Here is a 14872-nt window from a genome sequence, read left to right on the forward strand (position 1 = left end):
CCGAAAAATGTCGAAAGGGTCTACCTCGGAAGAGGTAGGCTCTTTCTTTTTCGTTCTGACTCACTGAAAAATCCTACTAACAATCACTGAAAAACTTTAAGAGCCGTTAGATTGAAACCAAAACTTCATGCAAGTCAATCGGAGTACCGCTTTCGTCCTCTCAATCACTCGCTGTAAACTATAAAAACTGCAGCGAGTTTCACAGTAATCACCGAAACCTCCTTCCTCAGAAAAATCGTTTTTGCAGAGTTTTCAGACATTTATTATATATGTAGACCGCAAAAAGAAAGGAGGCCGTAACTACTGACCCCTGCATCCACTATTAGGGTGCAGGGCTTTTTGTGTTTTAGAGCATCGAAACAAATATAAGGAGCGATGAAAAATGTTGTATCCGAATTTGCCGATCAAAACAGCGGGAGGCAAAGTGTTTTGGGACACCCTGGACAGGAGAAACGGATGGAAGCTGCAGCAAAACATGTTCACCGGACATTTCCGCATCCTCGACCCGGACGACGTGAGACAGGCGTGGGGAACGGACGAGAGCGAGATGTGGCGTACGTTCCGCAATTTCGCAGGATCAAGAAGCGAGTGAACAGGAGATTCCCGAAGGCAAACTCGAAGCCTTCGGGCTTTTTGTCATTTCGGGAGGTGTTCAGAAGATGACGTGATCAGCCAGTTCGAACAGTACCGGGTCGAGAACGGGATCGCGCCGAAAACGATCGAATCCTACGTCGGCGACGTGAAAGGCTTCGCCGAGTACCTGGCCGGAATGGGAGTGGACGATCCGGCGGATCTGAAGCGGTTCTACGTAGCCAGCTATAAGAACCACCTGATCGATGCCAAGTACTAGGTGGCGACGATCAACAAGAAGATCAATTCGCTTCAGGCGTTCAACCTGTTCCTGATCGAACAGAAACTGGCGACCGATCTGGTCGTGACGCTGAAGAGGGATCGGATCAAGGTGGCGGCGGGCAGCGAGGGGGAGGTGGAGGTGTTCACGGAGCAGGAGGTGAGCCAGCTGCTTTTCTTCGTCCAGGACAGGAGCAGGGTGAACATCCGCAATCAGCTCATCGTCCATCTACTGCTCTACACTGGCGTCCGGGTGAGCGAGCTGTGCGGCATCCAACTAAGCAACATCGACTACCTGACCAGCACGCTCAGGGTGACGGGGAAGGGCGGGAAGTACAGGGAGATCCCGCTCCGTCCCGACCTGATCGACCTGATCAAAGAATACGTCCGGACGGATCGGCAGAAAAGCAAATTCGTCGAGAGCCCATACCTGCTGGTCAGCCAGAGGGCCGACAAGTTGCACAAGGACGCGGTCAACACGATGCTGGAGGGACAGGGAAGGCAGCTAGGGCTCAGGATGTACCCGCACAAGTTCCGGCACACGTTCTGCACCAGATTGCTCAAAAAGGGCGTACCGCTGACCACCGTGAGCAAGCTGGCCGGACACGCCCACATCCAGACTACCGCCCACTATTACATCAACACAAGCAAAGAAGAGAAAGAAAAGGCCGTTAGCCTGCTGTAGGAAGGAGAGAGATCAGGGAATGAAATCGGTGCAGGAAGCGTACGAGGAGTTGGTCATGATGGAGGATCGGCTGATCGCCCAAACGTGCGAGATGGCCGTGTCGATCCTCAAGGACGAGCTCGCCTATAGACGCAGAGGGGACGCTTGCCACGAAACGGCGCGGGAAATCTCCGAGTGCATCCAGCAGCGAGAGGAAAGGCTGCGGCGCGAGCTGTTCGCAATAAGGTGGGAAAAAACCGTTCTGGCCTGCCAGTTTCCAGACGACAAAAATGAAGCGGAGGCGAGCGATTCGTGAGCTCACTTCTGCTTTGCGTCTTCCCAGGCAAAGACGGTTTTCATCAGCGACAAAACAAGCGCATGATCCGTGACGGGGCGTTCAGAAAGCATGTCCACGATTTGGCCGAGTTCAGACCGTGGATCAAGCGGATCAACGGAATGAAACAGTTGCTCCAAAGGAGTCCCGAGACTGCGGGCGATTCGGGCATGTCTCGCAGGTGAAGGGTGAAGGTAAATCGTTTCCCTTCAAAGACCAGCTCTCCGCCGAGCAGATCGATAAAGGCAGGCACAGAACTGTCGATTCCGTCCTGGAAGGGATAGGTTGTACCGGTCGGAGCCGGAACCGGCTGTCCGCTCGTTCCTTTTTCTGCGCGTACCGGGATGCTCACCGTTTTCTTCGCATAGGTAGCCCGGATGGCTACGCTGCCTTCCTTGACAGCGGTGACCAGTCCCTTCTCTACGGCAGCAACCTTTGGATTGCTGCTTGTCCACGCCGCTTTTGGGGTCATGTCTTCCTGCTGTTGTCAGCGTAGACAGCCCACAGCCGGAATTTTGCAGATTCCCCCGTTTTGAGCGTCACCTTTTTTTGCTGTTCGTCCACCTGTAGGGATTTCAGCACTTTTTCCGGCTGCGCCGCATGGTCCGCAAACTGCAGGGCAGTGTAAGTGGCGCCGTCAAACCGGACGACGTCATCCGGCCAGCCGTCTTTCGCATATTTTACCGCCCATCCGCCCCGCCGATCCGGACTCATCACAGAACCATTTGTCCGATACGTTTCATCCAAAAACCTCCTCAGATCTTGCTAGCGGTACAATTTTACCATATTAATTTTAAATTGAATGAAAAGTAATACAAATAAGGAAGGAAAGCCTTGAAATTTGTAGAATTTTGTAAATGAAAGGAGGTTCAACAACCATTGTCTGCCAAATAGGGCTGGGGTGTCTGCCACCCGGGTCGATGTTTTACGGATTGAAACAGAAAAAATTTTTTGTGCGGGGTGCTGATGCATGCGTCGCTTTGTTCATCAGGGCAGTAAGCTGCTGCTTTTCTTCGTGTTTCTATTCGCCTTAAGCCTTTCTGGTACAGGGATCGCGAATGCGGCAGAGGCCATCACAGGTACGGATGGAGTCGTCACGGACAAAACCGTGGTCAGACTGAAAGTGCCCAAAACATCTGTTACCCTTCCGATACGCGGAACCTATGCGCTTTCCGTACAGGCCATTTATTCCGACAAGACTTCCGCTGAAGTGACGGATCAAGTGACATGGACCAGCAGCAACGCGAATGTGGCAATCGTCGAAGAAGGAAAAATCAAGGCGCTGGCTGTCGGTACGGCCAGACTGACGGGTACCTACAACAGCAAAAAAGTAACCGTTGCGGTCAGAGTAGCAGGGCCGACGAAAGTAAAGGAGATTGCGGCAACGAACGGTTCCATTACGGTGACGCTGGACAAGAAACCGGAAGTAGGCGTGGAGAAGAGCGATTTCTCCTTCCAGATCAAAATCGATGCGAAAAAACCGGAACCCCTGACGGTGGGGGAGTTTACGTGGAACGATGCCAGCCAAACAGCCAGCTTTACTTTTGAACCGGTTGCCGTCACTTCAAAGAAGCAGAAACTGATCATTTCCGTCAATTACCTTGGTTCCAAAAAGACAGCGAAACCCGTTATTGTCGAAGAGAGCGGTGCCGTCTCCGTCATCGTGATCAAAAATACGGCTGAGGATACAGAGCTGACGCTCCATTCGGAAACAGACGGGACACTGCTCCTGCAGGCCATCCTGTATGACAAGAACGGGAATATCATCACGGATAAACCGGTACAGTGGAAATCCTCCAACCCAAAAGTGGCTGTCGTCGACGAGCATGGTTTGGTAACGGCTGTATCCAAGGGCACTGCCAAGATCTACGCGACAGTGGATAAGGTGAAATCGAAGGAAATCACCGTCAAGGTTGTGGAACCTAAGGTACCTTCCGTCCAATTGGTTACAAATGTGAAGGGGTCGAAACTCTCCACCTCGGAATCAGGTGTATTTCAGGTAACGGCTGATCTGCTCGTTGACGCGTCCGCGATTCAATCGGTTGCGCTCAAATTGGGAGACAAAACATTCACCGGGGAAATCGGGAATGGGAAGGTGACCGTCCAGGGAGAAGCCCAATCTTCGATCAATACCGGCACACTCGTTGTGACGGATGTGAAAGGCAACAAGCAGGAAGTTCCCGTTACCTTTTAGAGCTGTCACCACTTCGGGAGATAAAGTGAGGGGATCTCTGTGATCCTTAACAATCTGGCGTCCGTCGTCATTCACCTTGTGATTGGAATCATCACATTCATTTTATCGAGAGAGCTTCATGCCGGGGCCTGGCCGGCGATGACCCTGCTGTTTGCCATCAATCTCTTTTTGTATCTCATGGCGGGCGGACGGCTCATCCAAATGCATCAGTCGGCTCATCATTTCCGTTCGGTCATGGGGGTATCGGTCATCGGTCTCCTGCTGTGGGGATCTGCGATGATGAAGGTGGGGGGAGACGCCGGGCTGGCCTGGGGGAAGTTTTTCTTTTACAACGCCGCATTGCTCCCGATGTTGGACATGGCGGGAAGTTCTCCAAACACGTTGGCCGCCCATGTGGCGGTCGGTGTCATGACGCTTCTCCCCACCCTCTTTTTCTGGCTGGGGCTTGAGCTCAAAAGGCGTGCCACAACGGGAAGAGCCTTTCTGTTCAGCGTGATTCTTGTCGTGCTCTTTCTGGCCCTCTGCTTTATTTTGACGAAATTCGTCATGTACCACTTTGCCCATCGCCATGTATGGGGATACTCTCCCCTGGATTTCTTTATCAACCATCAGGGCAATCGTGTGGAGATGCAGTAAGAAATGAAGATCGTCCACAAAGCAAAACGCAAGTTGGAGGTAAGCATGATTGGCAGTTTGACAAAACGTACCGTTTCGATGATGAAAACAAAAGGATTCTTGGCCCTCCTTTCCCTCTGCATGCTGCTTGTTCCTTCGATTCCGGTCTATGCGGAGAATGACATCAACGACACCCCCGAAAAAGCGGTGGAGATCTCAAAAGGAACGGTCCTTGCAGGGAACATACCGGTAGCGGGCGTACTCTGGTACAAAATCACGCCTCGTGCAGATGATCTGAAATTCTCCCATTATACGTTTACATTGTCCGAATTATCGGGCGGAGAGATTCGTTTCTACGATGATTGGCAGAGTGCCAAAGAAGATAACAGCATCTACTATGACGAGAGCGATGCATGGTCACCGGCGGAATTGGAAGTGCCCATTGCCTGGAAGGGGCCATCCTACATCAGCATCAGCGGCCCTGCAGGAGAAAGCTTTTCCTTTAGCGTTGACACTTCCGTTGTGGAGCCCATCGATTATCCGAACGGGGGCGTTTGTTTCGCGGAAGCCAGTGTGGACCGGAAACCGAATGCCCGGGAGATCTTGTCTGCCCTTCGTTCCATCCGGGATGGACTGCTGGTTCAAACCGCCAAGGGACAAAAGATCACTTCTCTCTATTACCAAGCCAGTCCCTATCTGGTAAAGGCGATGCTTCTCGATGAAGGCCTGCGCGAGTCTGCTTATGAGGATGTGGCCAAGCTCCGGAATGTCATCCGCAATCTGGAAAAAATGGCCGAGGGGCGTTCGTCCACCTATCGCGTGACGGAGGAAGAGTTGGATGCCCTCCTTCATTTGAAGGAAATGGTGAAAGCGCACGTGCCGGATTATCTCGGGGAACAGATCGAGGCGTTGTGGGATCAAGCCCATCTGTCCCATGCTGCCGGGAAGAAGGTAAACGATCTGTTGAAAGAAGCGGGACTTGTCAACAAAGGTCTTGCCGAGATTCAGCCCAATGAAATCCTGGTCAAGGTGGCCGCTCGTGATCAGCAGGCATTCCCCAAGTCGCTCCATCACGTGCACGAGCTGTTGGCAGCGAGCGGGGTCACCGCCTCTCCTGAAATTGAACCAGCGCAAAGTGAAGATGGAGAGACCGCGCTCGACCATACCTATGTGATCAAGCTGCGCGACAGTAAAAAAATGGATGAAGTGTTGGAAGAGTTACAACAGAATGAAGAGGTCGAGTACGCGGTCCCCAACAGAATCTATCGGATCGCATCGGAGGATATCTATTACCCTTACCAGTGGTCATTGGAAAATACGGGGCAAGACGATGGGAAAGCTGGAGCGGATATTTCCTACCCAGGGCTGATCAACAGTCTGGCGAAAAGCAATTTGAAAAAGGTCATGATTGCGGTAGTGGATACCGGGGTTAACTACAAGCTTGCCGATCTGGATGATGTGGTCCGTTCCGATTTGGGCAAGGACTTCGTGAACGATGATGAGGATGCCTTTGACGACAATGATCACGGCACCCATGTGTCCGGAATTATTGCGGCAGCCGCCAACAACGGCTTTTCGATAAGCGGGATTCATCCATCCGCCAGCATTTTGCCTGTCAAGGCGCTGGACGAGGATGGCAGCGGCAGCAGCAAAGACATTGCCCTTGGCATTCGGTATGCGGTGGATAAAGGGGCCAATGTCATCAACCTCAGCCTCGGTACAACCGACAAAGATCCGGTGTTGGAAGATGCGCTGAAATATGCGGCCGCTCACAATGTTTTTGTGGTTGCGGCTGCAGGAAACGATTCCAGCCGATCGATTCTGTATCCGGCTTCCTCTTCCTACGCGTTTGCAGTCGGTGCGACGAACAATCAGGATGAGCTTGCCTCCTTCTCGAATTATGGGGCCGGCCTGGATATTGTGGCGCCGGGTGAACGAATCCCGAGCCTGGTGGTGAACGGTAACACCTATTACGCAAGCGGGACTTCCATGGCGACTCCGCACGTCGCTGCCGTCGCCGGATTGATGTATGCGATCAAACCGGATATCAAGCGGGAGGAAATCGGCAAACTCTTTGAGAAAAACAGCGACGACCTGGGCTCCCCTGGTTACGATGAAAAGTATGGGTGGGGACGGTTGAATGCGGAGAAAATGGTAAAGGCGCTGCTGCAGTCCGGCGATGGTCTCACCGCAGACGTGGAACAGGTGGAGCTGGGCGTCAAGGAGCAGCGGCAAATCCATCTCACCCTGAAGGAAAAAGGCAAGAGCACGGATGTGACGAATAAAGCCCAGTGGTCCATCAAAAACAAATCGATTGGCACCGTCACCCGGGGATTGGTGACTGCCAAAAAAGAGGGAAAAACGGAAATTACCGCCACCTACAAAGGAAAAACAGTCAGGATTCCTTTGATCGTGACGGAGGCAGCGCGGGTTGGCGGTTCGCGAACCGAAACAAAAGCCTCGCTGCTGGAATTGATGCGATTGGCTCATTTTTCCTACAGTTCATTTGAGAAGTACAAGGCAGGGAGCGACCGTTATCCGAAAGGGGCGACCATCGGCGACATCATTTCCCAAAAGAATTGGCAAAAAGGCGAATTGGCAGGGTTGGTGAAAGATTTACAGGATGTTTTTGGCAAAGATTATATGCGCGTCATGGAAGATATGAAAAAATGGCGGGTTATCGACGACCGGGCTGAACCGGAAGTAGGATTCTATGGCGTTGTCTTTGAAAAGGACGGGGAAATTGTCATCGCTTTTCGTGGAACGGATGATTTACAAGATTTGGCGGGCATGGATTTGGATATGTTCAAGGGCGTAGTTGGCCCGCAAATTTTCCCCGCCGCCGAACTGACGGCCCAAACGTTCAAGAAAAACCCGAATAAAAAGATCGTCCTGACAGGCCACTCTTTGGGGGGATGGCTTGCCGAACGCATCGCGCTGGACATTGTCGGGAAAAAGGACTCCCTGGATGAGATCAAGACAAGCCAATTGGAAGGCGCCGTGACCTTTAACGCGCCTGGGTTCAACAAGGATTTCGAAGACGAGGATTACATGACGGAAGACGAATGGGAAGATATGCAGGACGGGAAGTTTGACCGGTTGGTAACCAATTACGTGATCACCGACGATCCCGTCAGTACCGGAAGCATCTTTTCTGACCATGTTGGCAAAACCGTTGTCCTGCCTTATCTGGACAAAAAGTTTATCGATTATCCCTATCAATCCGCCAAACGGCAGAAGAGCGTTGGAACGAAATCGATCACGCTCAAAGAGCATTCAATCACGAATTTCTACTACTATGACTATGCGGCGGGAGAAATGGTTCCCAGCGTCAAAGACGATCATCTCGTCGGTACGGGCGGCAGCGGCGGTTTGAAGCTGTCCCTTGCCGCTGAGGATGACGGGCGTGACGATATGGATGGACGCGATTGGTTTGACGGAGGTCCCGGAGACGATAAGCTTTCCGGCGGATTTAACAACGATACGTATCTGTTTGGATATGGGTACGGCCATGACGAAATATCTGATTTGGGCGGCCATGACACCATTGAATGCAATGCGGATCGAGAGAATCTGGTTTTGGAAAGGGAAGGCGACGATTTGCTGCTAGTGTTAAACGAAAAGGACATCCTTACCGTGAAGGATTATTTTGTGAATGACAATACGATGTTCAAGTGGAAAGTGGAGGACATCAAGTTTAAGAATGGAGACGTGGTGTCCACTGAAGATCTGATCAAGGATCTGTAAAACTGGAATGACCCTTAAGGGCATGTAACGGTTATTAATCGCCTGGTATAGCAAAAGATTGCTATACCAGGTTGTTTTATCGTAAGGCATTCTAGAAAAAGAATCAGATGTTATTTACCCTGTATAAAAAGAACAAGCACGGCAAGGAACAGTTGCAGATCCGCAGGGTAATTGTACAGGGGGCAAAACATAAGAAAGCAGTCTCTTCATAAGAGTAGATTCCAATACGAGTGCGTGAAGAACCGGACTTAACCTGTCCGGTTTTTCGTGTCAAGGTCTAAAGAAAATTCTTCAAAAAAATCAATCGAAAATATGAGGTAACTCTCCCCCTTGATGTTGATCGTCGTAGAATGATGGAGCAGACGGTCAAGGATCGCCGTAGCCAATTCAGAATCCCCAAAAATCTCTCCCCAAGACAGACTTGTTGAACGTCAAGATGATCGAGCCGATCTCGTATCTCTCTGAGATGATCTGGAAGAAAAAGTGGGCAGTCGGTTCGTCCATCTTACGATAGCCAATCTCATCGATAATCAATAAGCGAGTCTTGGTATACATCCTTATTTTCTGCTTGATAGTGTGGTTCTGGTCGGCCTTTTCTCATCTCGTGAATTATGAAAAACTTCCCATTCTTCAACAAGAATCTCATGTTATTCCTGTATCAGTTCTTGCGGAAATTCAGCTTTGGTTGGAAAATCTTAAGCTTGACGATCAGTGACAGAGTAACGGTTGGAAATGAGCGATTAGACTCACTAATATTACCAATTTATAGTTCAATTTATTCAAGCCAAACTAAATATATAGGTCTTTTAACCTAGAAAAATTTTTGGAATCGGTTTATTATTTTTATATACCCTCTTGTATTCTTTGATTAGTTGAGTGGGTGGTAAGTTTCCATGAATAATGATTATGATTTCATCAGTTGTAACAATCCATCAGCGGACACCATTGTTCTGGTACACGGGCTTGGTCTTGATAAGACTACCTGGTATGGATTCATACCATTACTGAAGGAAAACTATCACATTCTTGTTTATGATGTAAGAGGGCATGGAAATAGTAAACGTAAGGTTCAAAATCTCACATGGGAATTGTTATGTGATGATTTATTCCAGTTAATTTCAGAACTAAATATAGGTGATTTTCATTTAATAGGTCATGGAATGGGAGGGAATATCGGGACACAATTTGCCATTCTCTACCCTGAACGACTTAAAACATTAACACTTCTTTCTACGATATGGTTCTACCCTGTTTCGGTTGCACAACAAATGCAAAGGCAGCGGAGTCAAATAGCAAATGAAGAGTCTATCATTTGCTTGGCTAAAAATCTAATTCCTAATATCATCTACCCCTATACACAAGAAAAAGAAGAAATCCTGCTTAAGGCGTACTCGAAAATCAAAGCAGCAGACTATGCAGCCTTTACTGATCTCATCGCGCAGTCCTTAAATTCATCAGACCTGGAAAAAATAAAATGCCCCACGCTCGTACTAGCTGGAGAATTAGATCCCATTTATCCGCCATATGTAATCGGAATGGTATGTAGTTATATTTCTAACACGCGATTTTTGGTTATACCGAATGCATCAAACGCGGTACACCTGGATCAGCCACAGATCGTGCTTTCCTGGCTACAAGAGTTTATCGACAATGCACGAACCCATAAGAATATTTGTAATAATAAAATCGACAAAGAAACTACACTACAAGTGAAAAGCCACTTCCGTAAGATCATAGAAGAAAGTAAGAATAAAAAATTTTCCGCCAACCAAATGGAAGTTCAACTAATGAATACGTTTCGCGTCAAGTTAAACGGAGAGGAGATTTTGCACGGCTGGAACCAAAGAAAAGCAAAAGAACTATTTGTCTATTTATTGTTTCATGGTCGTGTACATCGCGAGACCCTATACGACATATTTTGGCCGGAGTTACATATTGAAAAAGCGCGGAATAATCTCAGAGTCTGTCTTAATCATTTGAAAAACCTTTTTAAAGTTGGTCAATCTTCAGTAAAGAGCAATCCAATCATAATGGTCGACCGAGAATACATCTCTCTAAATACCGATTACACGTGTGATCTTTTCGATTATTTTGCAGAGATAGAAAGGGCGGAAAGGGAACAGGATCAAACCAAAAAGTACACGCTCTTCGAGGAGGTGATCCAGAAGGCGCCGACAACCATTCTAGCAGGCTTTTATGAAGAATGGTTTTTGGATTGGCGTGAAAAAATGGAAAACAGAATCGTTAAAATGACGAAATCGCTGGCAAATCATTATACGAACATTAACCGGTATGATGATGCCATTCGATGTTTAAATATAGGATTACGATTTCACACGAATGATGAAACCATTTATGAACAGATACTAACTCTTTACCAAAAAAATAAATTTGTGAAACGATAAACGCACCCCCATAAGAGGTGCGTTTTTATAACTATAGTCCTAGTTCTTATGTAATGATGCTGTAATGAAGAGTTTGTTAATATACAAGTATTTGGAAGAAGATTAGATTTTGTAAAAGGGAGTGAAAGAATTGGTGTATAGAAGGAATAATAATGTAAAAAAGGTGATTACTGTATTACTCTCAACAAGCGTTATTTTATCTATGACATCACAAGCAATGGCATCAACATCTACATTAAAGAATTCTACCGGTATTTATTCTGTTTCTAACGTAAGCAGCCAAGAATCAGTTCAAGTAGAGTCTATTACAGCTCGGAATGGTTCAATCATTGTAAAACTGTCCGGCACTCCTTCTAAAGACCCTGTGGCAAGAGATTTTAAATTTACGAAGAAAGTTAATAATAAATCCGCTCAATCGCTATCCGTAAGCAACTATGTATGGAGCAAAAGTAACAACACCGCCTATTTTACATTCACACCCATTGCAGCGTCGAAAGAAGAACAAACTGTCGAAATTAGTGTGAAGTACAATGGCTCCCAAAAATCTGCAGATTCTTTTACGATTGCAGAAAAAGGAGCTAGCGTAGAGGATATTACGATCGTCAATAATTCCCCGGATACGGAGTTAACAGTAGGTTCGAAGGATGATGCAACGCTTATCCTGGTTGCTGTTTTAACAGATGGAGAAGGCGACGTTGTAACGGGCAAAAAGGTAACATGGACATCCAGCAACAAAAAAATTGCGACAGTCGACAGTACGGGTAGAGTCAAAGCAGTAGGAGCGGGTACGGCTATAATTACAGCAAAGGTCGACAATATATCCGCTACTTTCGAAGTAAAGGTTTTGCCTGCTCCCCCAACATTGCAAACTGTGGCAGCGACCAATGGGGAAATTAAGGTTGTTTTAAGTGGGGCTCCTGCTACTCCTCCTGTATTAAATGATTTTAGTTTTACAGCAGAGATCAACAACAAAACTCAGATGGTAGAAGTCACTCATTTCGCTTGGGATCAGGACAAAAAGACTGCCATTATCCATTTTGAAGAATTCCCTCCAACGAACAGGGATCAATATGTAACCATAACTGTCACTTATAAAGGATCTACCAAAAAGGCGAAATCCTATAAAATCTCTAAAATCAACAGCAAAGTAGAAACGGTTCAGATCGTAAACCATGCAGCTGACGCTGAATTGACGATTGGTTCAGCTAATGATTCAACTCTAAGTTTAGTTGCCGTTGCAAAAGATAAAAACGGCAAACCGGTTCAAGGCTCCTATGTAAAATGGAAGTCGAGCAACGACAAAGTTGCTACAGTAGACCAGTCAGGTAAAGTAACTGCGGTGGGAGCAGGGAAGGCTACAATCACGGTTACAATTGACGGAAAAACAGCATCTCTTCAAGTAACGGTGAAACCTGCGGCAGTAGAACCAAGTCTTACTTTAGGGACTCTGAGCTTAAGCGAGTCAAGTGCTAATGATGGAAGTATTACTGGATCTCAGGTGATAACCCTGGTCAATGGAAAATTCGCATCAGATATCTCCGCTTCTGATGTCACCGTGAATAATCTTCCTGCTGGTCTGGGTATCAGTTTGGTTCGCAATAGCGATACGCAAATCACAATTTCTTTCACAGGAAAAGCGGCTAACCATTCGGCTTCTGACAGTAAAAACAATTTAAGTGTAAAAATTGCGAAGAGCAAGGTCGTTGGAGCTTCTAATGATGTGGTGTCCGGAACATTTGGAATTGTGTTTGCTGATCCTGTAGTGGTCATTCCTCCGGGGGGAGGGGCACCTTCAACTTTACCGGTCCAATCTAGTATTACCACTAGTGGCACATATGATGGTGGACAAAGTACCTTTAATGGGAATGTAGTCATTGCAGGTTCTGGAACGACGGTCACACTACAGAACGTTACTGTTGATGGAGATATAACCATTAGAAACGGTGGGACTGTTAATCTTGTAAATGTAACTGCTAGAAACAGCCATAAAATTATTGTCCAAGACGTTGCAAGTAACAGCTTACATTTGAACGGAGTCCAAGCAGGTGAGCTGGAGATTACCGATGGGAACGGAGCCCGAGTTGTGGCTGAAGGAACTGTAACGATTCCAACATTAACAATTGCTCCAGCTTCTAATACAGGAACTATTGCCTTGGTACAAAACGGAACGGGTAGTTTTTCTGGTTCGACAGTAGTACTGAAACCAAATACGCACGGGGCTACAATTAATTTGGGTGGGGTTGCTCTCAGTAAACTTGTGATTGGTAACAGCAATGTCACTAACGTCCAAGGTATGGATCGTAATACTATTGTTGAATCAGCTCCAGGTGTACAAACGAATGGGATTACATTTACCACTCCGGATAATCAAACGTTTGTACCTATAATTACCCCACAGCAACCGGCGGATCTGCAATCGGCGATTCAAGCGGTGAACAACGCAGCCAACGCAGCGGCAACCAAGCAAGCATTGGAAACCTATGCGGCAACGCTCAACCTCGCGATCGGTACAGGCTCTGACTACGCGCGCCTGACAAACAAAGACGCGGTGGCAGCTGCTGTACTTAACAACAAGCCTCAGGGTGGTTACGCGAGTGCGGCTGATATAAAAACGGCGTTCGACAACGCGGTGGCGGCTCAGAGGCAAGTTGAAGATAATGCAGCAGCGTTGCAAGAGGCACAACAAGCAGTAACGGCGCTGTTCGCTGACTACAGCACGAAAGCAGCGCTTGCAGCAAACGTGGATCAAGCAGCAATCAATGCGGCAAAAGCAAAAGTAGATGCATTGAATGATTCCGTAACGGAGAAAGCTAGTCTGCTGGCTGATATCCAAACTGCCCAAGACCTGCTCGATGCACAAGTAGCTCTCGAAGCTGCTCAACAAGCAGTAGCGGCGCTGTTCGCTGACTACAGCACGAAAGCAGCGCTTGCAGCAAACGTGGATCAAGCAGCAATCAATGCGGCAAAAGCAAAAGTAGATGCATTGAATGATTCCGTAGCGGAGAAAGCTAGTCTGCTGGCTGACGTCCAAGCTGCCCAAGACTTGTTGGATTCGCAAGCACTGCAAGCAGCAAAACAAGCAGTTGAGGCGTTGTTCGTTGACTACAGTACGAAAGCAGCGCTTGCAGCAAACGTGGATCAAACAGCAATCAATGCGGCAAAAGCAAAAGTAGATGCATTGAATGATTCCGTAACGGAGAAAGCTAGTCTGCTGGCTGATATCCAAACTGCCCAAGACCTGCTCGATGCACAAGTAGCTCTCGAAGCTGCTCAACAAGCAGTAGCGGCGCTGTTCGCTGACTACAGCACGAAAGCAGCGCTTGCAGCAAACGTGGATCAAGCAGCAATCAATGCGGCAAAAGCAAAAGTAGATGCATTGAATGATTCCGTAACGGAGAAAGCTGGTCTGTTGGCTGATATCCAAGCTGCCCAAGACCTGCTCGATGCACAAGTAGCTCTAGAAGCTGCTCGACAAGCAGTAGCGGCTCTGTTCACGGATGAAACTAAAACAGCATTGGCCCAAGGCGTAACCGAAACTGAAATCGCAGCAGCAGAAGCGAAAGTGAACGCACTGCCAGATGGACAAGACAAAGACGCATTGGTACAAGACATCGCGACTGCTCGTGAACTGCTGGCAGCAGCAAACAATGTACCAACAGTAGAAGCTCCGATCGCGGATCAGAACGCGACGGTTGGTGGCGGTGACGTAACCGTAGATGCGAGCGGCGTATTCGCTGATGCGGACGGCGACACCCTGACACTGAGCGTTACATCGGATGACGAAAACGTAGCAACCGTAGCTGTGAATGGAACCGAGATTGTAATTTCTCCTGTATCAGCAGGTACAGCAACCATCACGGTAACAGCCGATGACGGTAAAGGCGGCACTGTGCAAGATGCCTTTACAGTAACTGTCGCACCAGCAGCTCAACAACCAGCCGCACCGAACGTAACGGCAGATGACGAGAACAACGTACTGGTTGGAGCAGATGCAACCATGGAATACTCCACTGATGGTGGACAAACCTGGGTAGCATACGACGAGCAAAACGTACCGACCTTCG

The 14872-nt window shown here is 48.0% G+C and carries 9 protein-coding genes and 2 pseudogenes; 8 read left to right on the plus strand and 3 right to left on the minus strand.

Annotated features, from left to right (window positions below; translation table 11 throughout):
* The first annotated feature begins 382 nt into the window (after window positions 1-382).
* The 3 genes and pseudogenes from G3578_RS10560 (at window position 383) to G3578_RS10570 (ending at window position 1829) form a co-directional block, all read left to right on the plus strand.
* Window positions 383-592, plus strand: a complete 210-nt coding sequence (locus tag G3578_RS10560; protein ID WP_165212404.1) for a hypothetical protein — start codon at window positions 383-385, stop codon at window positions 590-592.
* A gap of 72 nt (window positions 593-664) precedes the next feature.
* Window positions 665-1534: pseudogene (locus G3578_RS10565) on the plus strand (tyrosine-type recombinase/integrase).
* A 19-nt stretch (window positions 1535-1553) separates the two neighbouring features.
* On the plus strand, window positions 1554-1829 hold the full coding sequence (locus tag G3578_RS10570) for a hypothetical protein (protein ID WP_165212406.1): 276 nt from the start codon (window positions 1554-1556) through the stop codon (window positions 1827-1829).
* Between the two features lie 43 nt (window positions 1830-1872).
* On the opposite strand, the gene G3578_RS10575 is transcribed toward G3578_RS10570, so the two are convergent.
* Window positions 1873-2319, minus strand: a complete 447-nt coding sequence (locus G3578_RS10575; protein WP_165212408.1) for an Ig-like domain-containing protein — start codon at window positions 2317-2319, stop codon at window positions 1873-1875.
* The gene (locus G3578_RS10580; RefSeq protein WP_206529617.1) at window positions 2316-2594 is read right to left on the minus strand and encodes a hypothetical protein; all 279 of its coding nucleotides are present in this window, start codon (window positions 2592-2594) and stop codon (window positions 2316-2318) included. The genes G3578_RS10575 and G3578_RS10580 overlap by 4 nt, the downstream gene beginning before the upstream one ends.
* Window positions 2595-2817: 223 nt before the next feature.
* Between G3578_RS10580 and G3578_RS10585 the strand changes: the two genes are divergently transcribed.
* From G3578_RS10585 to G3578_RS10595, 3 genes are read left to right on the plus strand one after another with little or no spacing between them, the layout of a single operon-like run.
* Entirely contained in the window at window positions 2818-4041 is a 1224-nt protein-coding gene (locus tag G3578_RS10585; protein ID WP_165212412.1) for an Ig-like domain-containing protein, read from the plus strand.
* A 39-nt stretch (window positions 4042-4080) separates the two neighbouring features.
* Window positions 4081-4677 carry a hypothetical protein gene (locus G3578_RS10590; protein WP_165212414.1) on the plus strand — a complete coding sequence of 199 codons (597 nt, stop codon included), beginning with the start codon at window positions 4081-4083 and terminating at the stop codon, window positions 4675-4677.
* A 3-nt stretch (window positions 4678-4680) separates the two neighbouring features.
* Window positions 4681-8403: a S8 family serine peptidase gene (locus G3578_RS10595; RefSeq protein ID WP_165212416.1), complete on the plus strand. Its 3723-nt coding sequence runs from the start codon at window positions 4681-4683 to the stop codon at window positions 8401-8403.
* Between the two features lie 248 nt (window positions 8404-8651).
* On the opposite strand, the pseudogene G3578_RS10600 reads toward G3578_RS10595, so the two are convergent.
* Window positions 8652-8994, minus strand: a pseudogene (locus G3578_RS10600) (ATP-binding protein); the annotation flags it as partial.
* A gap of 302 nt (window positions 8995-9296) precedes the next feature.
* Here G3578_RS10600 and G3578_RS10605 point away from each other — a divergent pair.
* Both G3578_RS10605 and G3578_RS10610 read left to right on the plus strand, forming a co-directional pair.
* Window positions 9297-10808 carry an alpha/beta hydrolase gene (locus G3578_RS10605; protein WP_165212418.1) on the plus strand — a complete coding sequence of 504 codons (1512 nt, stop codon included), beginning with the start codon at window positions 9297-9299 and terminating at the stop codon, window positions 10806-10808.
* A gap of 133 nt (window positions 10809-10941) precedes the next feature.
* Window positions 10942-14872: DUF4073 domain-containing protein (locus tag G3578_RS10610; RefSeq protein ID WP_165212420.1), on the plus strand; the 3931-nt coding region annotated here is incomplete at its 3' end.

The sequence above is a fragment of the Brevibacillus sp. SYP-B805 genome (assembly GCF_011059135.1).
GTDB lineage: Bacteria > Bacillota > Bacilli > Brevibacillales > Brevibacillaceae > Brevibacillus_F.

Excerpts from the sequence above, each read along its gene's own strand:
- G3578_RS10560 (WP_165212404.1), top strand. The coding sequence starts at position 383 with ATGTTGTATCCGAATTTGCCGATCAAAACAGCGGGAGGCAAAGTGTTT.
- G3578_RS10570 (WP_165212406.1), top strand. The coding sequence starts at position 1,554 with ATGAAATCGGTGCAGGAAGCGTACGAGGAGTTGGTCATGATGGAGGAT.
- G3578_RS10575 (WP_165212408.1), bottom strand. The coding sequence starts at position 2,319 with ATGACCCCAAAAGCGGCGTGGACAAGCAGCAATCCAAAGGTTGCTGCC.
- G3578_RS10585 (WP_165212412.1), top strand. The coding sequence starts at position 2,818 with ATGCGTCGCTTTGTTCATCAGGGCAGTAAGCTGCTGCTTTTCTTCGTG.
- G3578_RS10595 (WP_165212416.1), top strand. The coding sequence starts at position 4,681 with ATGAAGATCGTCCACAAAGCAAAACGCAAGTTGGAGGTAAGCATGATT.
- G3578_RS10605 (WP_165212418.1), top strand. The coding sequence starts at position 9,297 with ATGAATAATGATTATGATTTCATCAGTTGTAACAATCCATCAGCGGAC.